Annotated in this window: 18 protein-coding genes; 8 read left to right on the top strand and 10 right to left on the bottom strand. The window is 66.6% G+C overall.

Annotated elements, in window-relative coordinates:
- Positions 1-14: 14 nt before the first annotated feature.
- Positions 15-419, bottom strand: a complete 405-nt coding sequence (locus AC1DGD_RS04385; RefSeq protein WP_476856015.1) for a type II toxin-antitoxin system VapC family toxin — start codon at positions 417-419, stop codon at positions 15-17.
- 33 nt (positions 420-452) lie between these two features.
- Positions 453-791 (bottom strand): YnfA family protein, encoded by a 339-nt coding sequence (locus AC1DGD_RS04380; RefSeq protein WP_028276742.1) that lies wholly within the window; start codon positions 789-791, stop codon positions 453-455.
- A 224-nt stretch (positions 792-1,015) separates the two neighbouring features.
- On the opposite strand from AC1DGD_RS04380, the gene ribA reads away from it, so the two are divergent.
- The 5 genes from ribA to AC1DGD_RS04355 all read left to right on the top strand — a co-directional run bounded on the left by ribA (position 1,016) and on the right by AC1DGD_RS04355 (position 6,773).
- Positions 1,016-2,935, top strand: coding sequence for a GTP cyclohydrolase II RibA (gene ribA, locus AC1DGD_RS04375; RefSeq protein ID WP_476856014.1), 1,920 nt, complete (start codon positions 1,016-1,018; stop codon positions 2,933-2,935).
- Positions 2,936-2,978: 43 nt separating this feature from the next.
- Entirely contained in the window at positions 2,979-3,776 is a 798-nt protein-coding gene (locus AC1DGD_RS04370) for a dioxygenase family protein (protein WP_476856013.1), read from the top strand.
- Between the two features lie 117 nt (positions 3,777-3,893).
- Positions 3,894-4,751 (top strand): SDR family oxidoreductase, encoded by an 858-nt coding sequence (locus AC1DGD_RS04365; RefSeq protein WP_476849526.1) that lies wholly within the window; start codon positions 3,894-3,896, stop codon positions 4,749-4,751.
- Between the two features lie 124 nt (positions 4,752-4,875).
- The gene (locus AC1DGD_RS04360; RefSeq protein WP_223916985.1) at positions 4,876-5,382 is read left to right on the top strand and encodes a universal stress protein; all 507 of its coding nucleotides are present in this window, start codon (positions 4,876-4,878) and stop codon (positions 5,380-5,382) included.
- Between the two features lie 257 nt (positions 5,383-5,639).
- Positions 5,640-6,773: a hypothetical protein gene (locus AC1DGD_RS04355; RefSeq protein WP_476856012.1), complete on the top strand. Its 1,134-nt coding sequence runs from the start codon at positions 5,640-5,642 to the stop codon at positions 6,771-6,773.
- Positions 6,774-6,848: 75 nt separating this feature from the next.
- On the opposite strand, the gene trxB is transcribed toward AC1DGD_RS04355, so the two are convergent.
- Together trxB and AC1DGD_RS04345 are read right to left on the bottom strand one after the other, a co-directional pair.
- Positions 6,849-7,874, bottom strand: coding sequence for a thioredoxin-disulfide reductase (gene trxB / locus AC1DGD_RS04350; RefSeq protein WP_476856011.1), 1,026 nt, complete (start codon positions 7,872-7,874; stop codon positions 6,849-6,851).
- Between the two features lie 99 nt (positions 7,875-7,973).
- Positions 7,974-8,615: a LysE family translocator gene (locus tag AC1DGD_RS04345; RefSeq protein WP_476856010.1), complete on the bottom strand. Its 642-nt coding sequence runs from the start codon at positions 8,613-8,615 to the stop codon at positions 7,974-7,976.
- Positions 8,616-8,956: 341 nt separating this feature from the next.
- On the opposite strand from AC1DGD_RS04345, the gene AC1DGD_RS04340 reads away from it, so the two are divergent.
- Positions 8,957-10,552, top strand: coding sequence for an MFS transporter (locus tag AC1DGD_RS04340; RefSeq protein ID WP_476856009.1), 1,596 nt, complete (start codon positions 8,957-8,959; stop codon positions 10,550-10,552).
- Between the two features lie 88 nt (positions 10,553-10,640).
- On the opposite strand, the gene AC1DGD_RS04335 is transcribed toward AC1DGD_RS04340, so the two are convergent.
- The 4 genes from AC1DGD_RS04335 to AC1DGD_RS04320 all read right to left on the bottom strand — a co-directional run bounded on the left by AC1DGD_RS04335 (position 10,641) and on the right by AC1DGD_RS04320 (position 13,491).
- On the bottom strand, positions 10,641-11,309 hold the full coding sequence (locus AC1DGD_RS04335) for a GAP family protein (RefSeq protein ID WP_476856008.1): 669 nt from the start codon (positions 11,307-11,309) through the stop codon (positions 10,641-10,643).
- 39 nt (positions 11,310-11,348) lie between these two features.
- A complete protein-coding gene (locus AC1DGD_RS04330; protein ID WP_476856007.1) occupies positions 11,349-12,500 on the bottom strand; it encodes an AI-2E family transporter in 1,152 nt (383 codons plus the stop codon).
- A gap of 96 nt (positions 12,501-12,596) precedes the next feature.
- A complete protein-coding gene (locus AC1DGD_RS04325; protein ID WP_230010772.1) occupies positions 12,597-12,983 on the bottom strand; it encodes an SHOCT domain-containing protein in 387 nt (128 codons plus the stop codon).
- 94 nt (positions 12,984-13,077) lie between these two features.
- Positions 13,078-13,491 carry a hypothetical protein gene (locus AC1DGD_RS04320; protein ID WP_028276752.1) on the bottom strand — a complete coding sequence of 138 codons (414 nt, stop codon included), beginning with the start codon at positions 13,489-13,491 and terminating at the stop codon, positions 13,078-13,080.
- 312 nt (positions 13,492-13,803) lie between these two features.
- Here AC1DGD_RS04320 and AC1DGD_RS04315 point away from each other — a divergent pair, with 312 nt between their 5' ends.
- Positions 13,804-14,634, top strand: coding sequence for a class II glutamine amidotransferase (locus AC1DGD_RS04315; protein WP_476856006.1), 831 nt, complete (start codon positions 13,804-13,806; stop codon positions 14,632-14,634).
- Positions 14,635-14,746: 112 nt separating this feature from the next.
- Here AC1DGD_RS04315 and AC1DGD_RS04310 read toward each other — a convergent pair whose 3' ends face one another.
- Together AC1DGD_RS04310 and AC1DGD_RS04305 are read right to left on the bottom strand one after the other, a co-directional pair.
- Positions 14,747-16,276 carry a hypothetical protein gene (locus AC1DGD_RS04310; protein ID WP_476856005.1) on the bottom strand — a complete coding sequence of 510 codons (1,530 nt, stop codon included), beginning with the start codon at positions 16,274-16,276 and terminating at the stop codon, positions 14,747-14,749.
- Between the two features lie 254 nt (positions 16,277-16,530).
- Positions 16,531-17,091 carry a potassium channel family protein gene (locus AC1DGD_RS04305; RefSeq protein WP_243177831.1) on the bottom strand — a complete coding sequence of 187 codons (561 nt, stop codon included), beginning with the start codon at positions 17,089-17,091 and terminating at the stop codon, positions 16,531-16,533.
- A 149-nt stretch (positions 17,092-17,240) separates the two neighbouring features.
- Here AC1DGD_RS04305 and AC1DGD_RS04300 point away from each other — a divergent pair, with 149 nt between their 5' ends.
- Entirely contained in the window at positions 17,241-19,883 is a 2,643-nt protein-coding gene (locus AC1DGD_RS04300; protein ID WP_476856004.1) for a helix-turn-helix transcriptional regulator, read from the top strand.
- Positions 19,884-19,925 lie beyond the last annotated feature (42 nt).

The raw sequence follows: 19,925 nt of genomic DNA, 5'->3' as shown, positions 1-19,925 counted from the left end.
CGGCCGCCGCCGCCCTATGGCGGAGTGAGCAGCGCCTCAGGTGCCGCGAGCGTCACGAGGCCCTGCACGGAGCGGGCGAGCCCGGCGTCGAGCGTCACAAAGGCGTCTGCCTGAAGCCGGGCCAGGGCCACGTATTCGGCGTCGAGGGTGTCATCCCAGCCAAGTTCCTCGGCGAGGCTCCACGCGGTGCGTTGCAGGACGCGGTCGCCGAGGAGCCGGATGCGAAGGCCCCGGATGTAGTCGAGCTGACGATTGGCATCGGCCCGCGTCACGTCGCCGCGCCGGACTGACTGGTACAGGAGCGAGAGCACCTGCGAGCGGAGGAGCGTCGGTGCCAGCAGCTGGTGATCGTCTGAAACCGCCGACCTTTCGAGGGCAAGATGAAGGGCAACGTCCGGGCCAATCACGAATCGGGTCATGGTTACTGGATCCTTTCCTAGGGACAGCGGCGGTCATCCGGCCTCGCGGGGCGCGAACATGATAACGGCGACCCCGAACAGGCAGATCACCGAACCCAGGACGTCCCACCGGTCGGGCCGGAAGCCGTCGAAGATCATGCCCCAGGCCAGTGAACCGGCCACGAACACGCCGCCGTACGCGGCGAGAATACGCCCGAAGTGTGCGTCCGGCTGCAAAGTCGCGGCAAAGCCGTAGATGCCCAGCGCCACGACACCCAGCCCGGCCCACCACCAGGCCCGGCCCTCGCGGACGGACTGCCAGACGAGCCAGGCCCCACCTATTTCGGCAACGGCGGCGAGGACGAACAACAGGATGGTTTTCGGGATAGTCACGCCCTCATGATGGCACCGGCTGGTTGCCAATCCGGGCCGGTGCGCGCCGACGCGCCCGCCCGGCCGTCATGCGGGGTCATCGCTTGCATCACCTGCCACCCGGTCCTATAACTTTAAGGTTCAAGTAAATGTGGCCGGAAGGACCGTGTCGCTCGAAGCCGACTGGCATGACGGCTCCGCCCCGCCAACATCAGCACCTGTTGCCCCATACCTGAGGACCCGAGATGACCCTTGCGCCAGAAACCACTGCAACGCCGAAGGCCGCAGCACCTTCGGCCGCCGTGCGCAGCCGCGTCTTCGTGCCACTGCGCTTCCCGGACGGGTTCGAAGCCGTTGCCGAAGTGCTGACCTTCAGCGGGCTCACCGACGGCAAGGAGCACCTGCTGCTGGCCCTCGGCGAGTGGGAGGAGGCGCTGCAGGGCGCGGCGCGAGGCGGTGCCGGACCGCTGGTGCGGCTGCACAGCGAGTGCCTCACCGGCGACGTATTCGGGAGCCAGCGGTGCGATTGTGGCCCGCAGCTGCGGGAGGCCGTGGAGCGGATTGCCGCCGAGGGGGGCTTCCTGCTCTACCTCCGCCAGGAAGGCCGCGGCATCGGCCTGTATTCGAAGCTTGACGCCTACGCACTGCAGGATGGCGGCCTGGACACCTACGCCGCGAATCTGGCCCTGGGCCACGGCGAAGACGAGCGGGACTACACGGCGGCGGCCCAGATGCTGGGGGCAATGGGTACCGGCACGCTGCGGCTGCTCAGCAACAACCCGGACAAGGCAGCCCAGCTGACCGGCCTCGGCCTCGAAGTGTCCGGGCAGGTCGCCACCGGCGTCCATGCCTCGGCGGCCAATCTTCGGTACCTGGCCGCAAAACGCGACCATACCGGCCACACGCTCGTGCTCCCGTCCGACGCCGGACCCGTCGCCGGTGCGCCCGGCGGTGCCCCTGGCGACGTCGGGGCTGCGTCCCGGGCCGGTGCCCGGGCGGCGGCGGCCGTCCCGACCCATGACGACATGCTCGCCCGGGTCCAGGGGCTCGTGCCCGGCCTGCGCGAGCGGGCCGCGGAAACCGAGGAGCTCCGGCGCATTCCGGACGCCACCATGGAGGAGCTGCACGCGGCCGAAATCTTCCACATGCTTTCCCCGAAGGGGGTCGGCGGATTCGGCATGGGCCTGGAAACCTATGTGGAGGTGGTGCGCCGGCTTGCCCGGGGGTGCGCCTCCACGGCGTGGAGTGCCGGCCATCTGATCGAACATGTCTGGATGCTCGCGCGGTGGCCGCGGGAGGCGCAGGACGAGGTCTTTGCGAACGGACCGGCTCCCTTGGCGGCCGCTACCGGGGCGCCGGCTGGAGTGGCCAGGAAAGTGCCGGGAGGCTATTCCATCTCGGGCCGGTGGACCTTTGCCTCCGGGGTCATGCATGCCCAGTGGGCGCTGCTCGCCGCGCAGCACGGCGACGTGCGCCTCCAGTGCCTGGTGCCGCTGGCCGACGTCGAGCTCCTCGACGTGTGGCAGACGGCCGGCCTGAGGGGTACCGGGAGCAACGACATTCGGGCAGGGAACCTGTTCGTCCCGGAGCATCGAACTCTGGACTGGGAACTCCTGGGCGCGGAAACCAATCCGGGGAGCCTGCTCCACGCGGATCCGCTGATCCATACCCCCATGGGCGCGCTGCTGAACATGGTGGCCCCGGCCGCTGCCCTGGGGTCTGCCGAATACGCGCTCGACCTGTTCCGCGAGCTGGTTCTGGTCCGGAAGGTCAAGCACACCGTGGAGAGCCGCCAGGCGGACTCCCCGCTCGCGCAAGTCCGGTATGCGCACGCCTTCGGGCTGGTGGCCACCGCGCGGCTGCACTGGCAGGAGGCGGTCCGGGTGGTCTCTGCCGCCCATGCGCGCGGGCCTTCGACCATGACGGAGCCGGACCGCGGGCAGTACCGGCTGTCCCTCGCCCTGAGCGGCGAGGCGTCGGCCGAGGCGGTTCGGGTGATCATGCTGGGATCCGGCGGGGGCGTGCACCGGCTGTCGCATCCGCTCCAGCGGATCCAGCGCGACGTCAATGTCCTGATGAACCATGCGGCGCTGACGCGGGATCCGGTTCTCGAGCAGGCGGGCCGGGGCCTTCTGGGTCTGGGGTTCAGTGTGCCCTCGTTCTGACCGAAAGCTTGAAGCTTCAATCAAAATGGATTAGGATGATCCCATGACTCAGACCACTGACCGCCCCCCGGTTCTCTTCCTCAGCCATGGCGCACCGCCGCTGGCCGACGACTCCACGTGGACCCGCGAACTCCACGACTGGTCCGGCACCTTCGGCAAGCCCCGGGACATCCTCATGGTCTCCGCCCACTGGGAAAACGCCCCCGTGACGCTCAGTGCAACCGGGCGGGATCCGGGCCTGGTCTACGACTTCGGCGGCTTCCCGCAAAAGTACTACGAGGTGGCCTATGACGCCCCGCAGGCGCCCGAGCTGGCTGCCGAAGTCGAGAAGCTCGTCGCCGGCCACGGCCACCACGTGGAGCGCGATGAAAGCCGCGGGCTCGACCATGGCGCCTACGTTCCGCTGAAGGAGATGTACCCCGACGCCGACGTGCCGGTCCTGCAGATGTCCATGCCGACGCTTGATCCTCAGGGGTTGTTCGACCTCGGCATGTCGCTGGGGCCCTTGCGGGAGCGGGGCACGCTGATTGTCGGATCGGGATTCACGACGCACAACCTGCGCTGGTTCAATCCCGCCGGGGGACCGGACTCCGCCCCTCCCGCGGCCTCCAGCGAATTCGACCACTGGGCGGAGGAGGCCATGGCCCGCGGCGATGTCGACTCCATCCTCGACTTCCTGAACAAGGCACCCGCCGCCCGGGAAGCGCACCCCCGCAGCGAGCATTGGGCTCCGCTCTATGTTGCCCTCGGGGCTGCGTACGGCTCGGGAGACATCCAGGCCAGGACAGCAATCGACGGGTTCTGGTTCGGGTTGTCCAAGCGGTCGTGGACCCTGACGTAGCGGTCGCACAACGTAACAAGGGGAATGAACCGGACCGGGGTCCGGTTATGCCCGCCAGTGCCGGATCGCCGGCCAACCATAACGTGACGTGGCTTGACCACTGATGAGGAGCACAACATGACGATTGCAGTAACGGGTGCGACAGGACAGCTGGGCAGGCTGGTCCTCGATGAACTGCTCACCAGCCAGGAACCGGATTCGCTGGTGGCCATCGTGCGCGACGCCGCGAAAGCCCGGGAGCTGGTTGCACGTGGCGTCCAGGTGCGCGTCGCGGACTATTCCGATCCCGCGGCTCTCGAGGCTGCGCTCACGGGCGTTGACAGGCTCCTGCTGGTTTCCGGAAGCGAGGTGGGCTCCCGGGTGGCGCAGCACGGCAACGTCATCGACGCGGCCAGGGCCGCCGGCGTCGGGTTCATCGCCTACACATCCGTCCTGGCCGCGGACACCACCGAACTGATCCTGGCGCCCGAGCACAAGGCAACAGAGGAGCTCATCCGCGCGTCGGGACTCGACAACACCATCCTGCGCAACGGCTGGTACACCGAGAACTACGCCCAGACCGTGGCGACGGCCAAGCAGACGGGCGCCGTCGTGGCCGCTGCCGGTGACGGCCGGGTGGCCAGCGCGACGCGGGCTGACTACGCGGCCGCGGCCGCGGCGGTGCTCAGCTCCACCGGGCACGAGGGCCGCACGTACGAACTCTCCGGCGACTACGCCTGGGACTTCAAGGAACTGGCGACGGCGATCACCCGGATCACGGGCCGGGAAGTTGTCTACCAGCCCGTCTCCGCCCCGGAACTGGTTGAGGTCCTGACCGCGGCCGGCCTCGACGCGGGCACCGCGGGATTCCTCGCCGCCCTGGACGCGGACACCGAGGCGGGCCTGCTGGCCACCGTCACTGGCGAGCTGTCCCGGCTGATCGGTCGGCCGACGACGCCGCTGTTGCAGGCTCTGACGTCCGCCGCCGCGAGCTAATCCGCACTCCCCAGAGAGGCCGCGAGACCGGGAGGCCGGGAGTGGGCATAATGAAGGCGTGGATTCCCGCTGCGCCCGCAGGGCATAGACATCCTGCGGGTGCGCGCCTCGACTGACAGGACCCATGGAAACTCCCGGTGATTTTCAGCAGGCCGGGGCCGGTGAATGGTCGGACGGCCCGCTGGTTGTCGGTGTGCCGTGGGAATTCGACGGGCGCCTGGTACGGGCCGCCGCCGGGCTCGCCGCGATCATGGGAGTGCACCTGATTTGCGCGTTCGTGGACCCGGCGAGCTACCTCACGGAGTGGGAGCCCGCCGGAGTCCTGGATGGCACCTCACTGGATCCCGCCCCGAATGTCGAAGCCGAATACCCGGCCTCACAGCTGCTCAGCTGCCTTGAGGGCATTCTCGGTCCTCCCGGCGGGGCATGGTCCTTCCGGGTGCTGAACGGCGAAGTTGCCCACGCCCTGGACCGGCTGGCGCAGAGCGCGGACGCGGCTGCGCTGATTGTCGGCGGGCAGCGGCCTGGGCGGATTGCCCAGATGGGCCGGCTCCTGGAGGGCTCGGTCAGCGTTTCCCTGACCCGTCTGCAGGGCAGGCCCGTACTGGTCGTTCCGCACGCGGGTCAGTGACGCACGCGCCGGCCGTGCGTTCCGTCCACCGAAGGCGGGCCAACAGCGGGCCAGCAGCGGGCCAGCAGCGCGCCAACAAACCGAAGGCCGGCGGCGCGGGTTCATCCGTTCCGGGTGACGGCCCCGGGCCGCCGCGGCCATAGCGTTGGAGTACCGCCGGTGTGCGAGCGCCCGGGATGCGAAAGATTGCTGGAGCACGAGGGGCTGACGCTGACGGCGGAACTGCACGAGCCGTCAACGCCAGCGAATCGAAGTGAGTGATGGTAAACCCGAACAAGCCAGCAGCCGTCACGTCAGAGGCCCGGGCGCTCTTCGTCGGCAGCGCCGCCTTCCTCGTCCTGGGCGGCATCGCTATTCTGCTGATCGGGCGGGAACCGGTCCCGTTGTCCGGACGGGGTTCAGTCGGTGACATTGCCTCGATCGGCACGGCAGTGGTGGGCGCCGGGGCGGTGGTGGCCGGTTGCCTGCAACGTCGTCCGGCTGTGGCACCGGAGGCCCGCGGGGGAGGCCGGATCCGCACGTCCATCGATATCGCCGCACTCGCGCTGGCGCACGCATGCATCTTCCTGCTCGGCTGGCTGGCGCTCTTTTCGCTGTTTCAGCAGGCGTTCATCGGTGCGGTCGTCTACCCGTTCGCGGCCGCTGTCCTGGTCGGGACCACGGGAGCCATCAGCGCCTATATCGCCTACCTGTCCGCGCTCAGCATGACCGCCTACCGGCTCGCCGCCCTCCTCGCCGGCTTCCTGGTCACCGGCCTGCTCACGAGCATGCTCACCGCACAGAATCCACTGTGGTGGCAGGAGAACCTCAGTGCCCTCGGCATGAGCTCCGACGTCTCCGGAGTGGCGTTCAACTTCACCCTGATCGTCGCCGGCGTCGTCATTTCCACGCTGGCGGGATATGCGACGGCGACCCTCGCGGTGACCGCTAAGTCCCCGTCCGCGCTGCATCGGGTGAGGCTGCTCGAAGGCGGGATCGCCCTGATCGGCGTCTTCCTCGCCTGCGTGGGATTGTTCCCCGTCGATGAGCGCTTCGGGCTCCACACCCTGGTCGCGTCCGGCATGGTGGTGGTCTTCGCGTCCCTCATTGTCCGCATCCGCACGCTGGTTCCGTCCGTCTCGGCCACCTTCGCTGCGCTGGGGTGGCTCTTCCTGGCGGTCATCGTGGCCGCCGCGGTGCTGTGGTTCCCGGTCGGCTACTACAACCTGACCGCAGTGGAGCTGATCGCCGCGTCGCTGATCTTCGCCTGGCTCATCATCCTGATCCGTAACCTCGCAGCCGTCGATGCCGACCAGCTTGAGGCTAATCTGCTTGTCCCCCCGCTGTCAGCGCCGGCTGAGCCTGCGGACCGGCCAGTTTCCGCAACAGACAGCGCGGCGACCGACCCGTAAGTACCGCGGGGTCTGCCGACGACGGAAGTGCCGACGCCGGAGAGTGCCGTCGGGATGGGCCGCTTCAAGGCTCGCCTAGGAGTGCGTGGGTTCTTCGACCAGCGCGGTGGCGATGCTGTCGGCGTCCTCGAGCGCGGACAGGAAGCGTTCGGCGTCCAGGGCCGCGGCGCAGCCGGTGCCGGCGGCGGTGATGGCCTGGCGGTAGCGGTGGTCCACGGCGTCGCCGCAGGCGAAGACCCCGGTCAGGTTGGTGACCGTCGTGGGGGAGCCGACCTGGATGTAGCCGTCCGCATCGAGGTCTATCTGGCCAGCCAAAAGCTCGGTCCGGGGCACGTGCCCGATCGCGACGAAGATGCCCGTGGCGGCCTGCTGCCGGGTGTCGCCGGTGCGGGTGTCGGTCAGGGTCACTCCGGTGACCTTGCCGTTGCCGTGGATCGCGGTGACGGCGGAGTTCCAGGCGAACCTGATCTTCGGGTTGTCCTTGGCCCGCTGGGCCATGATCCGGGAGGCGCGCAGTTCGCCCTTGCGGACCACCACGGTCACCGATTTGCCGAAGCGGGTCAGGAACGTGGCCTCCTCCATCGCCGAGTCGCCGCCGCCGACCACGATGATGTCCTGGTCGCGGAAGAAGAAGCCGTCGCAAGTGGCGCACCAGGAGAGCCCGTGGCCGCTGAACTTCTTCTCCTCCGGCAGGCCCAGTTCCTTATACGCCGAGCCCGTGGCGAGGATGACCGCGGGCGCTTCATGTCTCTCCCCGGCGCCGGTGACCACACGCTTCAGGTGCCCGGCGAGCCGGACCTCGGTGACGTCGTCGAACACCACCTGCGCGCCAAACTTTTCGGCCTGCTGCTGCAGGCCGTCCATCAGTTCGGGGCCCTGGATGCCGCCCGGGAAACCGGGGAAGTTTTCCACCTCCGTGGTGTTCATGAGGGCGCCCCCGGCAGTGACCGCACCGGCGATGACGAGAGGCTTGAGCCCGGCCCGGGCGGCGTAGATCGCCGCGGTGTAGCCCGCGGGACCGGACCCGATGATGATCAGCTTCTCGGTTGTCTTGATGGCGGCGCTCACGGTCGGGCTCCTTCGGTGACGGTTGCCGGGCATGTGCTGATCATCCCGCCGTGTGGGGCGCTTATCAACGCCCCCGGGGTTGATCCGGAGTTTAGACACCCGGGAACGCTGCGCGGGAGCGTGCCCGGGCGGCTAGGCGGAGGCCAGCGTCTGAGTCAGGATGGTGCCGCCAACCCCGACCAGGACGGCGCCTGAACTCCCGACGACGACCCGGCTGGTCCGGGGCCGGGCGAGGACTCCGGTCACTTTCTTGAGCGCGCTGAGCAGCAGCACGTACCAGGCCAACGCGATAAGCAGGAAGATGCCCGCCATCAACGCGTGCTGGGCGAGGGGCGGCAACGGGGCGACAGTGAACTGCGGGAACAGCGACAAGTAGAAGACGGCGACTTTAGGGTTGAGCAAGTTGCTTACCATTCCTTGCACGAAAGGTGAGCTGCCGCCGCGTTGGCGTTCTGCTGCCGGTGACGGGGGTTGGCTGGGTTTGGGTTTTCTGGCGAACGCCTCAGCGAAGGCGCGCAGGCCCAGGTAGAGCAGGTAGGCGGCCCCGGCAATTCTGATCCCGGTCCCGACAACTTCCGAGGCCCCCAGCAGCGCCGTGACACCGAGCACCGCCAGTACGGCAAGGATCGTGTTGCCAACCATGATGCCGGCGGCGGCTGTGGTTGCCGCCCGTGTGCCGCGGGGGGCATTCCTGAGGACAAGCGCAAAGTCGGGTCCGGGCACCACCACTACGACCAGGCAGGTCAGCACGAAGGCTGCCAGTTGTTCCAGCATCTGGGATTTCCTCCGGGCGTCAGTCTGTAGCGGTGGGTGGTGAATTTCGCCCGGGAACGAAACCCGGGCAGCCTTCTACGTTAGGCCATCGCGGGCACCACCGGAGCGCAGCCCCGCCTCGTTGCCGGCGGAAGGTGGCAGCAACCTCACCCGCTGGGCATGATTCGGTCAGGAGGCCGGACCGCTAGCTTTGCATCAGCATCGCATTGCGGTGGGCGCTGGTGGGATGTGCCTGCAGGACCATGCTCATGCGTGAACTGCCCGGTCTGCTCCAGAGGAGGCGACATGTCCGGTTGTGTGGTGGACCCGAGCGAGCCATCGAGTGTGGGAGGCGGACCGCGATGAACTCTCCAAAGGACGCCGCGACCCCGCCGGTGCAGTTCAACCAAAGGCTGGCGCTGCTGCTGGCGATGGCGATGTTCGTGCTGGTTGTCGACACATCGATCATGAACGTCTCGATCTCCGCGGTGGTGGACGACATAGGCGCGACCGTCAGCGGACTCCAGTCGACAATCGCCCTCGAGGCGCTGGTATCCGCGGCCTTTATCCTGATCGGCGGCAAGATCGGCGACCTGATCGGGCGCAAGCGCGCCTACGTCATTGGGCTTTCCTGCTACGCCGTCGGCGCCGTGGCGATGACCCTGGCCCAGACTCTCCTCCCGGTGATCATCTGCTGGGCCCTGATCGGCGGCCTTGGCGCCTCGCTGCTCCTTCCCGCCATGCAGTCCCTCATCCACGGAAATTTCGAGGGAGATGCCCAGCACCGGGTCTACGCCCTCGTCGGTGCGTCGGCCGCGATCGCCGCCGCCGTCGGGCCTCTGCTCGGCGGCTTCCTCACCACGTTCCTGTCCTGGCGCGTCGCCTTCCTGCTCGAGGCCCTCATCATCGCGGTCGTCCTGTCCGGAATCAAGCTCGTCAAAGACGTGCCGTACACCGGGCCCCGGGAACTGGATCTCTTCGGATCACTTCTGTCCATCGTCGGCATGGGCGGCGTCGTGCTCGGAATCCTGGTCTGGCAGGAAGGCGGCGAGGCAGTGGGCGCACTCCTGGCTGTGGGCGCCGTCGGACTGGGCGGCCTGGTCTACTGGCTCCTTCAGCGCAAACGCCGCAACAAGCCGACACTGCTGGATCCGGACCTGTTCCAGGCAAAAGCCTTCCGCTTTGGTGCCACGGGACAAATGCTCCAGCAGATCGCTCTGGGCGGCACCATGATCGTGCTGCCCATCTACCTTCAGATGGTGCTCGGATACAACGCGATGCAGTCAGGCCTGTCCATCGCCCCGCTCTCGCTGACCATGTTCGCTGTCGCCATGATCGTCGGGAAGAGGTCCGGGAGGCGGCGCCCGGCCAGCCTCATACGTTGGGGCTTTCTGTTTCTGATCGCGGGTTTGGTGGTGCTGGTCCCCATCGTGCCGCGAGCTGACTCCGGCTGGTGGCTGCTGATCCCGCTGATCATTTCAGGCTTTGGCCTGGGGCTGCTGGTATCCCAGCTCAACAACTACACCTTGTCCCCGATTTCGGACGAGCGGGTCAGCGAGGCCGCCAGCGTGAACTCGGCCGCGGGATCGTTCGGCTTGTCCTTCGGACTCGCGTTCGCCGGCGGCATCATGCTGGCATCGCTCTCGACCATCTTCATCGGCTTGTCGGATGCCAGCACGGTCCTCCCGCCCGACGACAAGCAGCAGGTCGCGACGGTACTGGAAGACGACGCCCAGGTGATGAGCGACGCGCAACTCCAGGAACAGATCGCCGGCCAGCCGGAGGACATCCAGAACGAAATCATCCGCATCAACACGGAGGCACGGCCCCTGGCCCTCCAGATTGCACTGTTCGTCCCGATCCTTGCCGGCCTCGCCGGGCTCGGCACCTCGTTCCGCATGATTCGGATCCCTGACCCCAAGCCCGCCGGCACCGGCGAGGGGAGCGTCCTGGGCTGAAGTTCACAGCGGCGAGCGTCCAGGCTGCACCCCCTGACAGCGGAGTTCCCCGGGATCCGGCGGGGTGCGTGGTTTCGGGGCAGCCCGATCAGAGCTGGAGAAGGCTGTAGCCGACGAGGAAGATCCCGATCGTCAGCGTCGCGATCGCCGCAATCCTGCGGCCATTGCGCTGCAGCCAGTTGTATAGGGCGGTCAACGGCACTTGGGCCCGTTCGGGGGAGCGCAGCCACACAGCGACCGGAATGATGACGGCTGACTGGACCACGGCGGCGTAGGCGAGGACAAGCAGGCTGCTTGGCAGCGGCGGCAGTTCCTGGACACCGATCACGGCACCGGCGGTGACGGCCAGCAGGAGCGCCTTCGGACGAAGGTTAAAGCCCAGGCCCAGGACGACGAATTCCCAGGGCCGGGCCGAGCGGAACCGCGACTTCATCTTGCCAAGCATGGCGTTGTCCCGGCCGCCCTTGCTCACGAGGAGGTACACGGCGTACGCAACCAGAAGCGCACCGATCACAATGGCAAACTGTGCCACCCATTCGTCCTTACGCAGGCGCGGCGGCTTGACGGGCAGGAATTGCAGCCCGACCGCCGCCAGGCCCACGACCACGATCGAACCCGCGAGGCTGCCGATCAGGAAGGGAAGGGCGCCGCGGCGCGGACTTGGCGAGAGCAGAATCATGATCGTCACGCTGACAGGCACTGTGCTGAGAGCCCCTGCCAGGGCGAAGAGAGCCAGGCTGCTGAGAGTGCTCAGCATGCCCCCCTCACCTTCCCCCGGCAGCACCCCGACGGCATGTCATGCCTTCGGCCCGCTTCCGGTGTCCGGGCGGCCCGTCTTCAGTCGTCCGCGGCGGGCCCGGATCGCCTTGTCTTCTTCCTTGATGAGCAGTTCGAGGTCCTTCTTGTCGCCCGTCAACGGCCGCCACCATGAAAGTGTCGGGTCGGAATCGAGCAGGATGGTCCGGAACAAGAGCGTCAGGGGAACGGCGAGGACGGCGCCGACAGGACCCAGGACCACTGCCCAGAAGAGGACGGAGAAGAAGGTCAACGTCTCACTCAGCGACACCGCGTTGCCCACATATTTCGGCTGGATGATCGACTGGATGATGCTGTTGATTCCGCCATAGATGATGATGACTGCCACGACGGTCGGCCAGCCCCCGGTGAGGTAGCCGAAGAACAACGGTGGGATGATGGCGATGAAATACCCGATGTTGGGGATGAAGCTGCAGATGAAAGACAGCAGCCCCCAGAGCAGGGCGCCGGGGATCTGCAGGATGACCAGAACCAGCCAGTTGAACAACCCCTGCGCGATTCCGAGGACCGTGGTGGCGACCATGTAGCGGCGCACACCGGTTCCGAAGCCGTTGAGCGCTGAAACCAGTGCCGGCCGGTGATAGTTCAGATGAATCAAGAGCGCCGGCACGCGCGAACCGTCAATCGCCATAAGAATGAGCATCGTCAGGATGATCACGAGGCTGGTCACCAGGCTCGCGACGTTTCCCAGGAGGCCGCCGAGGAACCCGACGATGCGGCCCGGCGTAAACCCGTTCAGGACTGCCTGGGCTTGCTCCGGGCCAAATCCAACAGATTCCAGCATCGCGGAGACCCTGGCGCCGAACTCGGCCATTTGGGGGGCGTATTGCGGCAGCAGCGCGGAGAACTGGGCGAGCGAGGCAATCAGGACTGCGGCGAAGGCGGTCAGCAACCCGAAGACAGCCGCGATAGTGGTCCCGGTGGCGATGCCCCGGGAAATTCCCCGTGCCTGCATCCAGCGGCGCAGCGGATGGACACAAAGCGTCAGCACGAAGGCAAAAAAGACGGGGGTGACTATTCCCTGGATCGCGCCGAGGCCGAACGCTGCAATCGTCGCGCTGGCCAGGGCGAGCAGGATTATTACGGTGCGGGGGAGGGCCGAACGATTGGATTCCGATGGTTCCGGCTCCATGAGCCCTCCTTGGTTCAGCCTAGCCATATCTTAGAAGCCTCATGGCCTCATGAATAGCGAGTTGGCCAGGCCTGCTCCTCGCGCCTCAACCCGGAGTCAGACGACGATCTTGCTCTTGATCTGGGCAAACTCCTCCGCACTGATGGTTCCCGCGTCCATGAGTGCTTTGGCTTTGGCGATCTCCTCGGTGGGGCTGGCCGTGGCGACACTGCGGATGTAGGCATCGGTTTCCTGCTGGGACTTGCGGGCCCGCGCCATTGACCGCTCCGCCATGCCCTTGCCCCGGGCAATCATGTATGCCAGCACGGTCAGGAACGGAATGAAGACCAGAAGAACGATCCAGACGGCTTTCCACCAGCCGCTGAGCTCGTCGTCGCGGAAGAGGTCGCCGATCACCATGAACACTGCATACAGGAAGGCGATAATTGCATAGAAGATAAACAGCCACCAGAGAATATCCCAAAAGTTCTCGAAGAAATTCATTTTGGCTTCCCTACTTTCGCTTGGTGCGGCGTCGCCTACGAACGCAGCCTTGGATGGGAATGGGTTTCACCGCGGGCATTCCAGGAGGCCCGGGCTAGCACTTGGCGTCATTCGAGAGATCGCTGATGGCGGCCTGCACGTTCGCGGCTTCGTCCTTGAGCGAGTTGGCCGCCTGCGTCAGGGTGGCGTCGTCGGGAACGGAGTTCACAGCGGAGGTGAACTTCTGTTGGGCTGCTTTGACGGCATCCACCCGATCTTTGGCCGCGTCGCTGGCCGCGTTGACCAGATCGTCGTAGCTCTTCCGAACCTGATCCCGGGCCGCCTGGATCTGGCCTATCGTGGCGCCTGGCTTGAGGGAGTCCTTGAAATTCGTCAGGGCTGTTGAAAAGCCAGTGGCGGCAGCGCAAACCGGTGAAACGCTCGCCGTCGGGCTCGCGCTGGGGCTGCTGCTGGGTCCCGAGGTGGCGCAGCCGGCGAGCAGCGCAACCGCCGCCCCGAGCGCAGACATTCGCGCGAGGACTGGTCTTGGATTCGACATTGGACTCACCTCTCCATGGGCTTTCGCCTGGCAGCCCAATCACTGGCAGGTACCACCAGTGTTGGGTGAGGGGCCCGCTTGCGCGTCACCCGCCGCGGGTGATCCTTTCGCGCGGCTCTCCATGCCGGGCGCGCCGCTGACCAGCGGGGACGCGACGCCGGAACTATCGAACACGGGTGGGACCCCATTACCTCCCACCCCGCGGCCCGAATCACCCCGGGGTGATGATGTGCCCGCTCCGTCGCCGTGATGGACTGCTGTCCACAACTGAGGGAGGATGCCATGTGTCGTTGGCTAGCGTATTCGGGTTCGCCGGTGCAACTGGAGGAGCTGTTGTACAAACCGACCAACTCGCTCGTGATGCAGAGCAAGCACGCTCGAATGGGCGTTGAAACCACCAACGGGGACGGCTTCGGCGTGGGCTGGTACGGATCCGCACCGTATCCCGGGTTGTTCCACAGCACGGAGCCGGCCTGGAATGACCGCAACCTCCGCGAGTTGTCGGCCCAGGCGTCGGCCGGCCGGGTCTTCGCGCATATTCGGGCTTCGACCGGATCGGCAGTCCAACAGACCAACTGCCATCCATTCCGCCACGGCAGCTGGCTATGGATGCACAACGGACTCATCCGGGAGTTCCCGACTGTGAAGCGCGACTTGGCCATAGCCGTTGAGCCATCGCTCTTTCCGCTGATCGAGGGAGCCACGGACTCAGAGCTCTTCTTCTTCCTCGCCCTGACCTTCGGGCTGGAGCAGGACCCGAGGGCGGCCGTAGCTGCCGCGGTTGGACTGATTGAAGACGTCGGCCGGCGCCACGGGATCGAGCAGCCAATCCAGATGACAGTAGCCACGACCGACGGCGACACCACCTGGGCGTTCCGCTACTCGAGTGAACGGCAGTCCCGGTCGCTGTTCCACAGCACCGACGTCGCGACCCTTCGCGTCCAGTACCCGGACAACCCGTTGCTTCATGACCTGGCGGACAACGCGCGCCTGGTCGTCTCCGAACCGCTGGGGGATCTCCGCGGGGCGTGGCGGGAAGTACCCGAGGCTACCTGCGTGGTGGTGCACGGCGCCGGCGAGGACCTGTTCCCGTTCTCGCCGACCGCCCCCTAGCGTCGGCGGCTGCGACCCCCTTAGTGTCTGCGGCTAGCGTCTGCGGCTAGTGCCGCTGCCGCGCAGCACCAGCTGGCGCGGCGCTAACTGGTGGTCCGGTCCCGCCGGTCCTTCACACGCCGGTTCCTCCGGCGTCGGGCGCCCGGGGGATGGGAATCGTGGGATACGTGTCATCGGGAGGGCCGCCCGCCGTGACCGACTCACCGCCTGGCACGCCGCCGGACTCGACACTGGACTCACCGCCGGGCTCGACGCCCGGCTCGCCGCCGGGTTCGGCGCCCGGCCCGCCGCCGGGTTCGGCGCCCAGCCCGCCGGCTACGGCCGGCCGGCACAGCAGTTCGACCACGAGAATGACCAGCACGGCCAGGACGGCCGTCCAGATGGCGACGGCCGCCGTCGGGTCCTGCCAAAAGATCAGCACCAGCACAGCGATGCCGACGACGGTGGCTTCGATGATCCGCCGGTACCGGGCCAACCAGAGCTGCCATGGCTTGGCCTGGCCACCGCCGATCTTGCCGGTGATGTAGTCGCCCGCCGTCGCCAGCCCGTGCCGGACATACTCCGCGGGACGCGAGTGGCCGCCCAGAAAAGCTGCCAGGGCGATCAGCAGTCCGACGACGAAGACAAGGCGCAGGCTGGTGCGCAGCGGTACCAGGAGTGCCTCGACCAGGCTTTCGGCCGCCGCAGGGGAGACAGCACTCGATGGAATCGAGTTCAGGACGTAACTTCGCCCGATCACAAGGGACAGCGCCAGCACCGCCATCGACACCGCCACGGCCAACCCCACGCCGCTCGTCGTGCTCCGTCTCCGGCCCCGGGGGGCAACGGCAATGGCTCCCACGGCGCTGAGCACCGTCAGCCACGCCAGTATTGGGCCGAGCCGGTCCAGGGTCCGGATGGTTTCCGTGGCACGGACCAGTTCAGGAGACTGGAACAGGGCGATCTGCGCGTCAACTTCCGGGATCCTCGAGGCGATATCCACCCCTTGCTGGACAAGGAGAGTCTTGACCCGGGCGATGATCTCTTTCGTGGAAATCGACACCGTGCCATTCTCATCAATACTGACCGTGCCTCCCGTGCTTCCCGTGGCAAGGTTGACCAGCCCCTGGTGCGCCACCCGGTTCACCTGGATCCAAAGGTCCTGGAACTGCGGTGTCGCCACGAATCTGGCAACGGCGGTATGGATGAGCGTTTTGGTCTGCTCCGCAAGCATCGGGGCCAGCCCGGTAAGCACGGCCGCCACGCGGGGCGCCGTTTTAGCGAGCTCGTTCAGGGCATCGCGCGTGATGGTCTGAAAATCCACGGCGTCGGTGATCTGTTGAGTGACCTTGTCGGCGATTTCGGCCTGGATCGCAGGGTCCGAGGCCAACGGTGCGACGGTGGCGACGTAGCGATCGGTGTCGATGACTTCGCTGCGCAGGTAAAGGGCCGGAACTGTCGCGAAGGCCAACAGGCCGGTGATAACCACCAGCACGATTGCCACAATGCGCCGGGCCAGCCCCGGATGCCGCGCGGCCGGCCTCGGCGGGGCCTTGCGGGCAGTGTCCCGTTCCTGCTGGAGACGGGCGACTTCGGCCCGTAACCGCAGAATTTCTTCCTGTTCCGGGCTAGCGGGGCCAGCGGGCTGATCGTTCAGCGACATGAGGGGATCCGCCTTAGCTTGTGTTCCGCGGCTGGGCATTTCACGGCTATTTTCATTGTTCACTCGGCGTGCCGGTCCAGCCCCACCCACACAGGGTGATCTGTCACGCCGGGGAAGGGCCCGCCGCGGCCGTCCCTACGGGCTGGACGCCGCGCGTCGGACGTGCAAAGTGGCGCACCGAATCCCGGCCCTGCCCGCGAAATTTCAGCCGGCCGGCCCGCTGTCATCCGTTTTGGGTGATGACGGCGGCGGATTCAGGATTCGCCGCCCAGACGCCGCCCGGCCGCGAAGAACGCAACTTTTGCGATCAATAGGAGTGCACCTAAATCGGCAATCATTTGGACGGACACGACACCCCTCGCCAGCTGGCTTACCGGCGTAATATCCCCGAACCCGACGGTGGCAAACGTGGAAGTGGTGAAGTAAAGGGCATCGGTTCGGCTCAGGGGCTCGCTAAACGCCGCCGCAGATGTGATCGACATTGATGTGTAAAGCAGCGCGAAGAGACACAAAAACATCAACAGGGTTTCGGCGACAGCCGCGGCCGCCCGAACCCTCGGGATATGCGCCACGAGTATCAGCCGCAATTGAATTGCCAGGACTGCGAAAAAGACCAGCACGACACCCGCCAGGCGGATCCAGGCGGCCGCGGGATCGGCGTCATTGAATCCCCCAACGGGAATAAAGAAATACAGGGCGAGGACCACAACCGAAAATGCGATGAGACGTGCAATCGCGAAAATAATGACCCGCCTGCGGTCGGCCTTGTCGAGGTCATGAAGGAAAATCGGGTCTGTCGGGCTGCCGTGCTTCATAGGCATGACTGATGATACAGCCGGGCACCCAATTCGTGCCGTGCCGCAATCGGGTCGCCCTAATCGCCGTATTTTCGCACTAAGGAGCGGCGCACAAGGGGTCTTTGCGCCCTGTTGGTGCCCTTTTGCCCCCACCTAGCATGTGGAATGTGAGAGATAGGCTAGAAGCCGAATGGGTACCGGGCCCACAGTTCAAGATCCGCCCGCCTGTGCGCGGTCTCGGAGCGTTGGAGCGTCCACGTCTGGAAAGCGCCCTGTCCGCGGCCGCAGATTCGCACCGCCTGACCCTCGTCGCGGCCCCGGCCGGCTACGGCAAGTCCACGTTCCTGGGTGATTGGGTCCGCAAGTGCGCTCTGCCGTGCGCATGGCTGTCGCTGGACCGGTTCGACACGCAGCCCGCGCGGCTGTTTCACGGTGTTGTTGGGGCGATCCAGTCCGCGGCGGGCAAACTGCCGTTACCCGGAACCGACGCCCTCCTCGCCCTTGACCCGAGCCTTGCCCACGACAGGGCGGCCTCCTACGACCTTCTCCTCGGGGCACTCGAGCACCTCACCGAACCGATTGTCCTGGTGATCGATGACGTCCATTTGGCCGGGCCGGGGCTGGCGAACGGAATCGTCGGGGTGCTCGCCGCATCGGCACCCCCCTCACTTCGGCTGGTCCTCTCGGGACGCGGCCATACGTCCATTCAGCTCGAACGATTCCGGTACGGCGAGGGACTGGGTGAACTTCGCGCCGCCGAACTGGCCTTCACGCGGGAGGAAGTTGCCCAGTTCGCCAGTGCGCTGGGACAAGATCAAACGTTCGACGCCGGGTCGCTCTGGAAGATGACTGCCGGCTGGCCTGTGGCAGTCCACGCCAGCCTGGTCTCCTTGGCGCAGGCCCGCAACGTGCCGCTTGCAACGCCAGGCTCCGCGCCCACGCACGTCCCGCTCGCCGACTACGTCGCAGAAGAGATCCTCGACCAGATCGAACCGTCGCTGGCCGAATTCATTCTCAGGGCCACTACCAGCGACTGGCTCGGACGCCGGCTCGCCGTCGAACTCGAAGGCCGTCCCCGCGGCGGCGTGCTGCTTGAGGAATGCCTCCGTAACGGGCTCTTCATCGAGGAGCACGAATACCGTGCGGGCGAATCGATGTTCCGGTGGCATTCCCTCTTCGCGGCGCAGTGCCGGCGCATCCTGCAGCGGCGCGACCCTTTGCTCGCCGAGCGTCTGCACCGCGTGGCGGCGAGGTACTACCAGGACGTCGACGTCGTCGAGGGCGTCGCCCAGGCGCTGCAAGGAAGCGCACCCCGGCAAGCCGTGATTTCCCTCGGCGCCCATTGGCTCGAATTCCTGCTCGGAAACGACGTGCAGACCCTGGAACGGCTGTGCCTGGACCTCCCCGCACCGTGGGGCGAGGATCCGGAGATCCTGATGATCCGATCGGTCTGCCGTGCCCTTTCCGGCGACGGCACCGCCGCGGCCGAGCTCACCGACCGGGCGCTGTCGCGGACCTTCGCGCTGGACGCAATTCGACGCCGGAGACTGGAGAGTTACCGGGCGCTGTACGAGCCGCTGCCCGCCGACGGCCGCCTGGACCCGCACACCGAGACGGACGACGGCCGGTCGACGACGGACATTTCAGGAGATGGCCGCTCCAGCTCCTTCTCGACAGGACTCTTCCTGCTGGCCCAGGCAGAGTTCCGGCTGCACCGCACCGGCGAACTTGGCACGGCGCTGCTCCAGGCAACGGCGGCCACAGGCAACCCGGAACAGCTGGAAGCCGTGGAAATCTGCGCCCAGGCCGAGCTCGCGTTGGCTCACGCCATCGCCGGTGACCTCGTGAGCGCCGACGAACTTGGCACGGCGGCGTTGGCACGGGGAGAGGCGCTGGGTTGGAATTCGCGGCAGCGGATGGCTCCGGCCTGGCTGGCCCGTGGCATCGCGTGCTACTGGAATGATGATCTGAAGGCTGCGCGGACCTGTCTCACCAAAGCGCAGCGATTGGGCAGCGAGCTGTTCCCGACCGGTCCGCTCAGCGCCATCTATCGGGTCCTGGTTGATTGCGCCGCCGGCGACCTGGTCCGCCTGGCCGACTCCGGTGCGGCGCTGGAGTCCTTTCACGGGCGGGGACGGTACGCCGTGTCATGGAATGCCCTGGAGACCATCGCGGTGGCGAAAATTGCCGAAGCCAGGGGCGACCGGGACGGAGCTTTGCGGACCGTCCAACCACTCGGTGCCGGGGGGCACGGCGCATTGGCGGATACGCTGCTGGCGGAGTTGCTGCGCCGCGAAGGTGACACCGCCGCTTCGCAACGCTGTGCCGAGTCACTGGCCGATCGCCGCGGCAGCTCATATATCGACACCTGCCTGAGCCTGACCGAGGCGATCATGGCCCATGGAGCCGGAGATGCCGCGGCGGCACACGAGCGGATTGAACATGCTGTCCTTCGTGCCGAGCCTGAAACCGTCCTGCGTCCTTTCGCCGAACGGAGAGAGGAATTGGCGGATCTGCTCGTTGAGCACGCTGTGTGGGGCACCGCGCACGAGTCGTTCATCGCAGCGCTGATGGCACGCGAGGCACAGGGTGAGACCCGCCTTCGTGCACAGTCCTACTGGAACCTGACCGAGCGCGAACGCGAAGTCCTTTCCTACATGCGCTCCATCATGACCGCTGCTGAAATCGCCGAGGCGTTGTACATTTCCGTGAACACGGTCAAGACCCACGAACGGTCCATTTACCGCAAACTCGGGGCGGTAAGCAGGCGCGACGCGCTCAAGACGGCCGCCAAGCGTGGCATCGTCTGAACGCTGCGGCGGCCTTGACGGCCTTCGCGGCGAGGCACCGGT

It is taken from the genome of Arthrobacter sp. 05T45, assembly GCF_056395875.1.
This window is presented reverse-complemented; position numbering and strand designations above follow the sequence as displayed.

Excerpts from the sequence above, each read along its gene's own strand:
- AC1DGD_RS04385 (WP_476856015.1), bottom strand. The coding sequence starts at position 419 with ATGACCCGATTCGTGATTGGCCCGGACGTTGCCCTTCATCTTGCCCTC.
- ribA (WP_476856014.1), top strand. The coding sequence starts at position 1,016 with ATGACCCTTGCGCCAGAAACCACTGCAACGCCGAAGGCCGCAGCACCT.
- AC1DGD_RS04370 (WP_476856013.1), top strand. The coding sequence starts at position 2,979 with ATGACTCAGACCACTGACCGCCCCCCGGTTCTCTTCCTCAGCCATGGC.
- AC1DGD_RS04365 (WP_476849526.1), top strand. The coding sequence starts at position 3,894 with ATGACGATTGCAGTAACGGGTGCGACAGGACAGCTGGGCAGGCTGGTC.
- AC1DGD_RS04360 (WP_223916985.1), top strand. The coding sequence starts at position 4,876 with ATGGAAACTCCCGGTGATTTTCAGCAGGCCGGGGCCGGTGAATGGTCG.
- trxB (WP_476856011.1), bottom strand. The coding sequence starts at position 7,874 with ATGCCCGGCAACCGTCACCGAAGGAGCCCGACCGTGAGCGCCGCCATC.
- AC1DGD_RS04345 (WP_476856010.1), bottom strand. The coding sequence starts at position 8,615 with ATGCTGGAACAACTGGCAGCCTTCGTGCTGACCTGCCTGGTCGTAGTG.
- AC1DGD_RS04340 (WP_476856009.1), top strand. The coding sequence starts at position 8,957 with ATGAACTCTCCAAAGGACGCCGCGACCCCGCCGGTGCAGTTCAACCAA.
- AC1DGD_RS04335 (WP_476856008.1), bottom strand. The coding sequence starts at position 11,309 with ATGCTGAGCACTCTCAGCAGCCTGGCTCTCTTCGCCCTGGCAGGGGCT.
- AC1DGD_RS04330 (WP_476856007.1), bottom strand. The coding sequence starts at position 12,500 with ATGGAGCCGGAACCATCGGAATCCAATCGTTCGGCCCTCCCCCGCACC.
- AC1DGD_RS04325 (WP_230010772.1), bottom strand. The coding sequence starts at position 12,983 with ATGAATTTCTTCGAGAACTTTTGGGATATTCTCTGGTGGCTGTTTATC.
- AC1DGD_RS04320 (WP_028276752.1), bottom strand. The coding sequence starts at position 13,491 with ATGTCTGCGCTCGGGGCGGCGGTTGCGCTGCTCGCCGGCTGCGCCACC.
- AC1DGD_RS04315 (WP_476856006.1), top strand. The coding sequence starts at position 13,804 with ATGTGTCGTTGGCTAGCGTATTCGGGTTCGCCGGTGCAACTGGAGGAG.
- AC1DGD_RS04310 (WP_476856005.1), bottom strand. The coding sequence starts at position 16,276 with ATGTCGCTGAACGATCAGCCCGCTGGCCCCGCTAGCCCGGAACAGGAA.
- AC1DGD_RS04305 (WP_243177831.1), bottom strand. The coding sequence starts at position 17,091 with ATGAAGCACGGCAGCCCGACAGACCCGATTTTCCTTCATGACCTCGAC.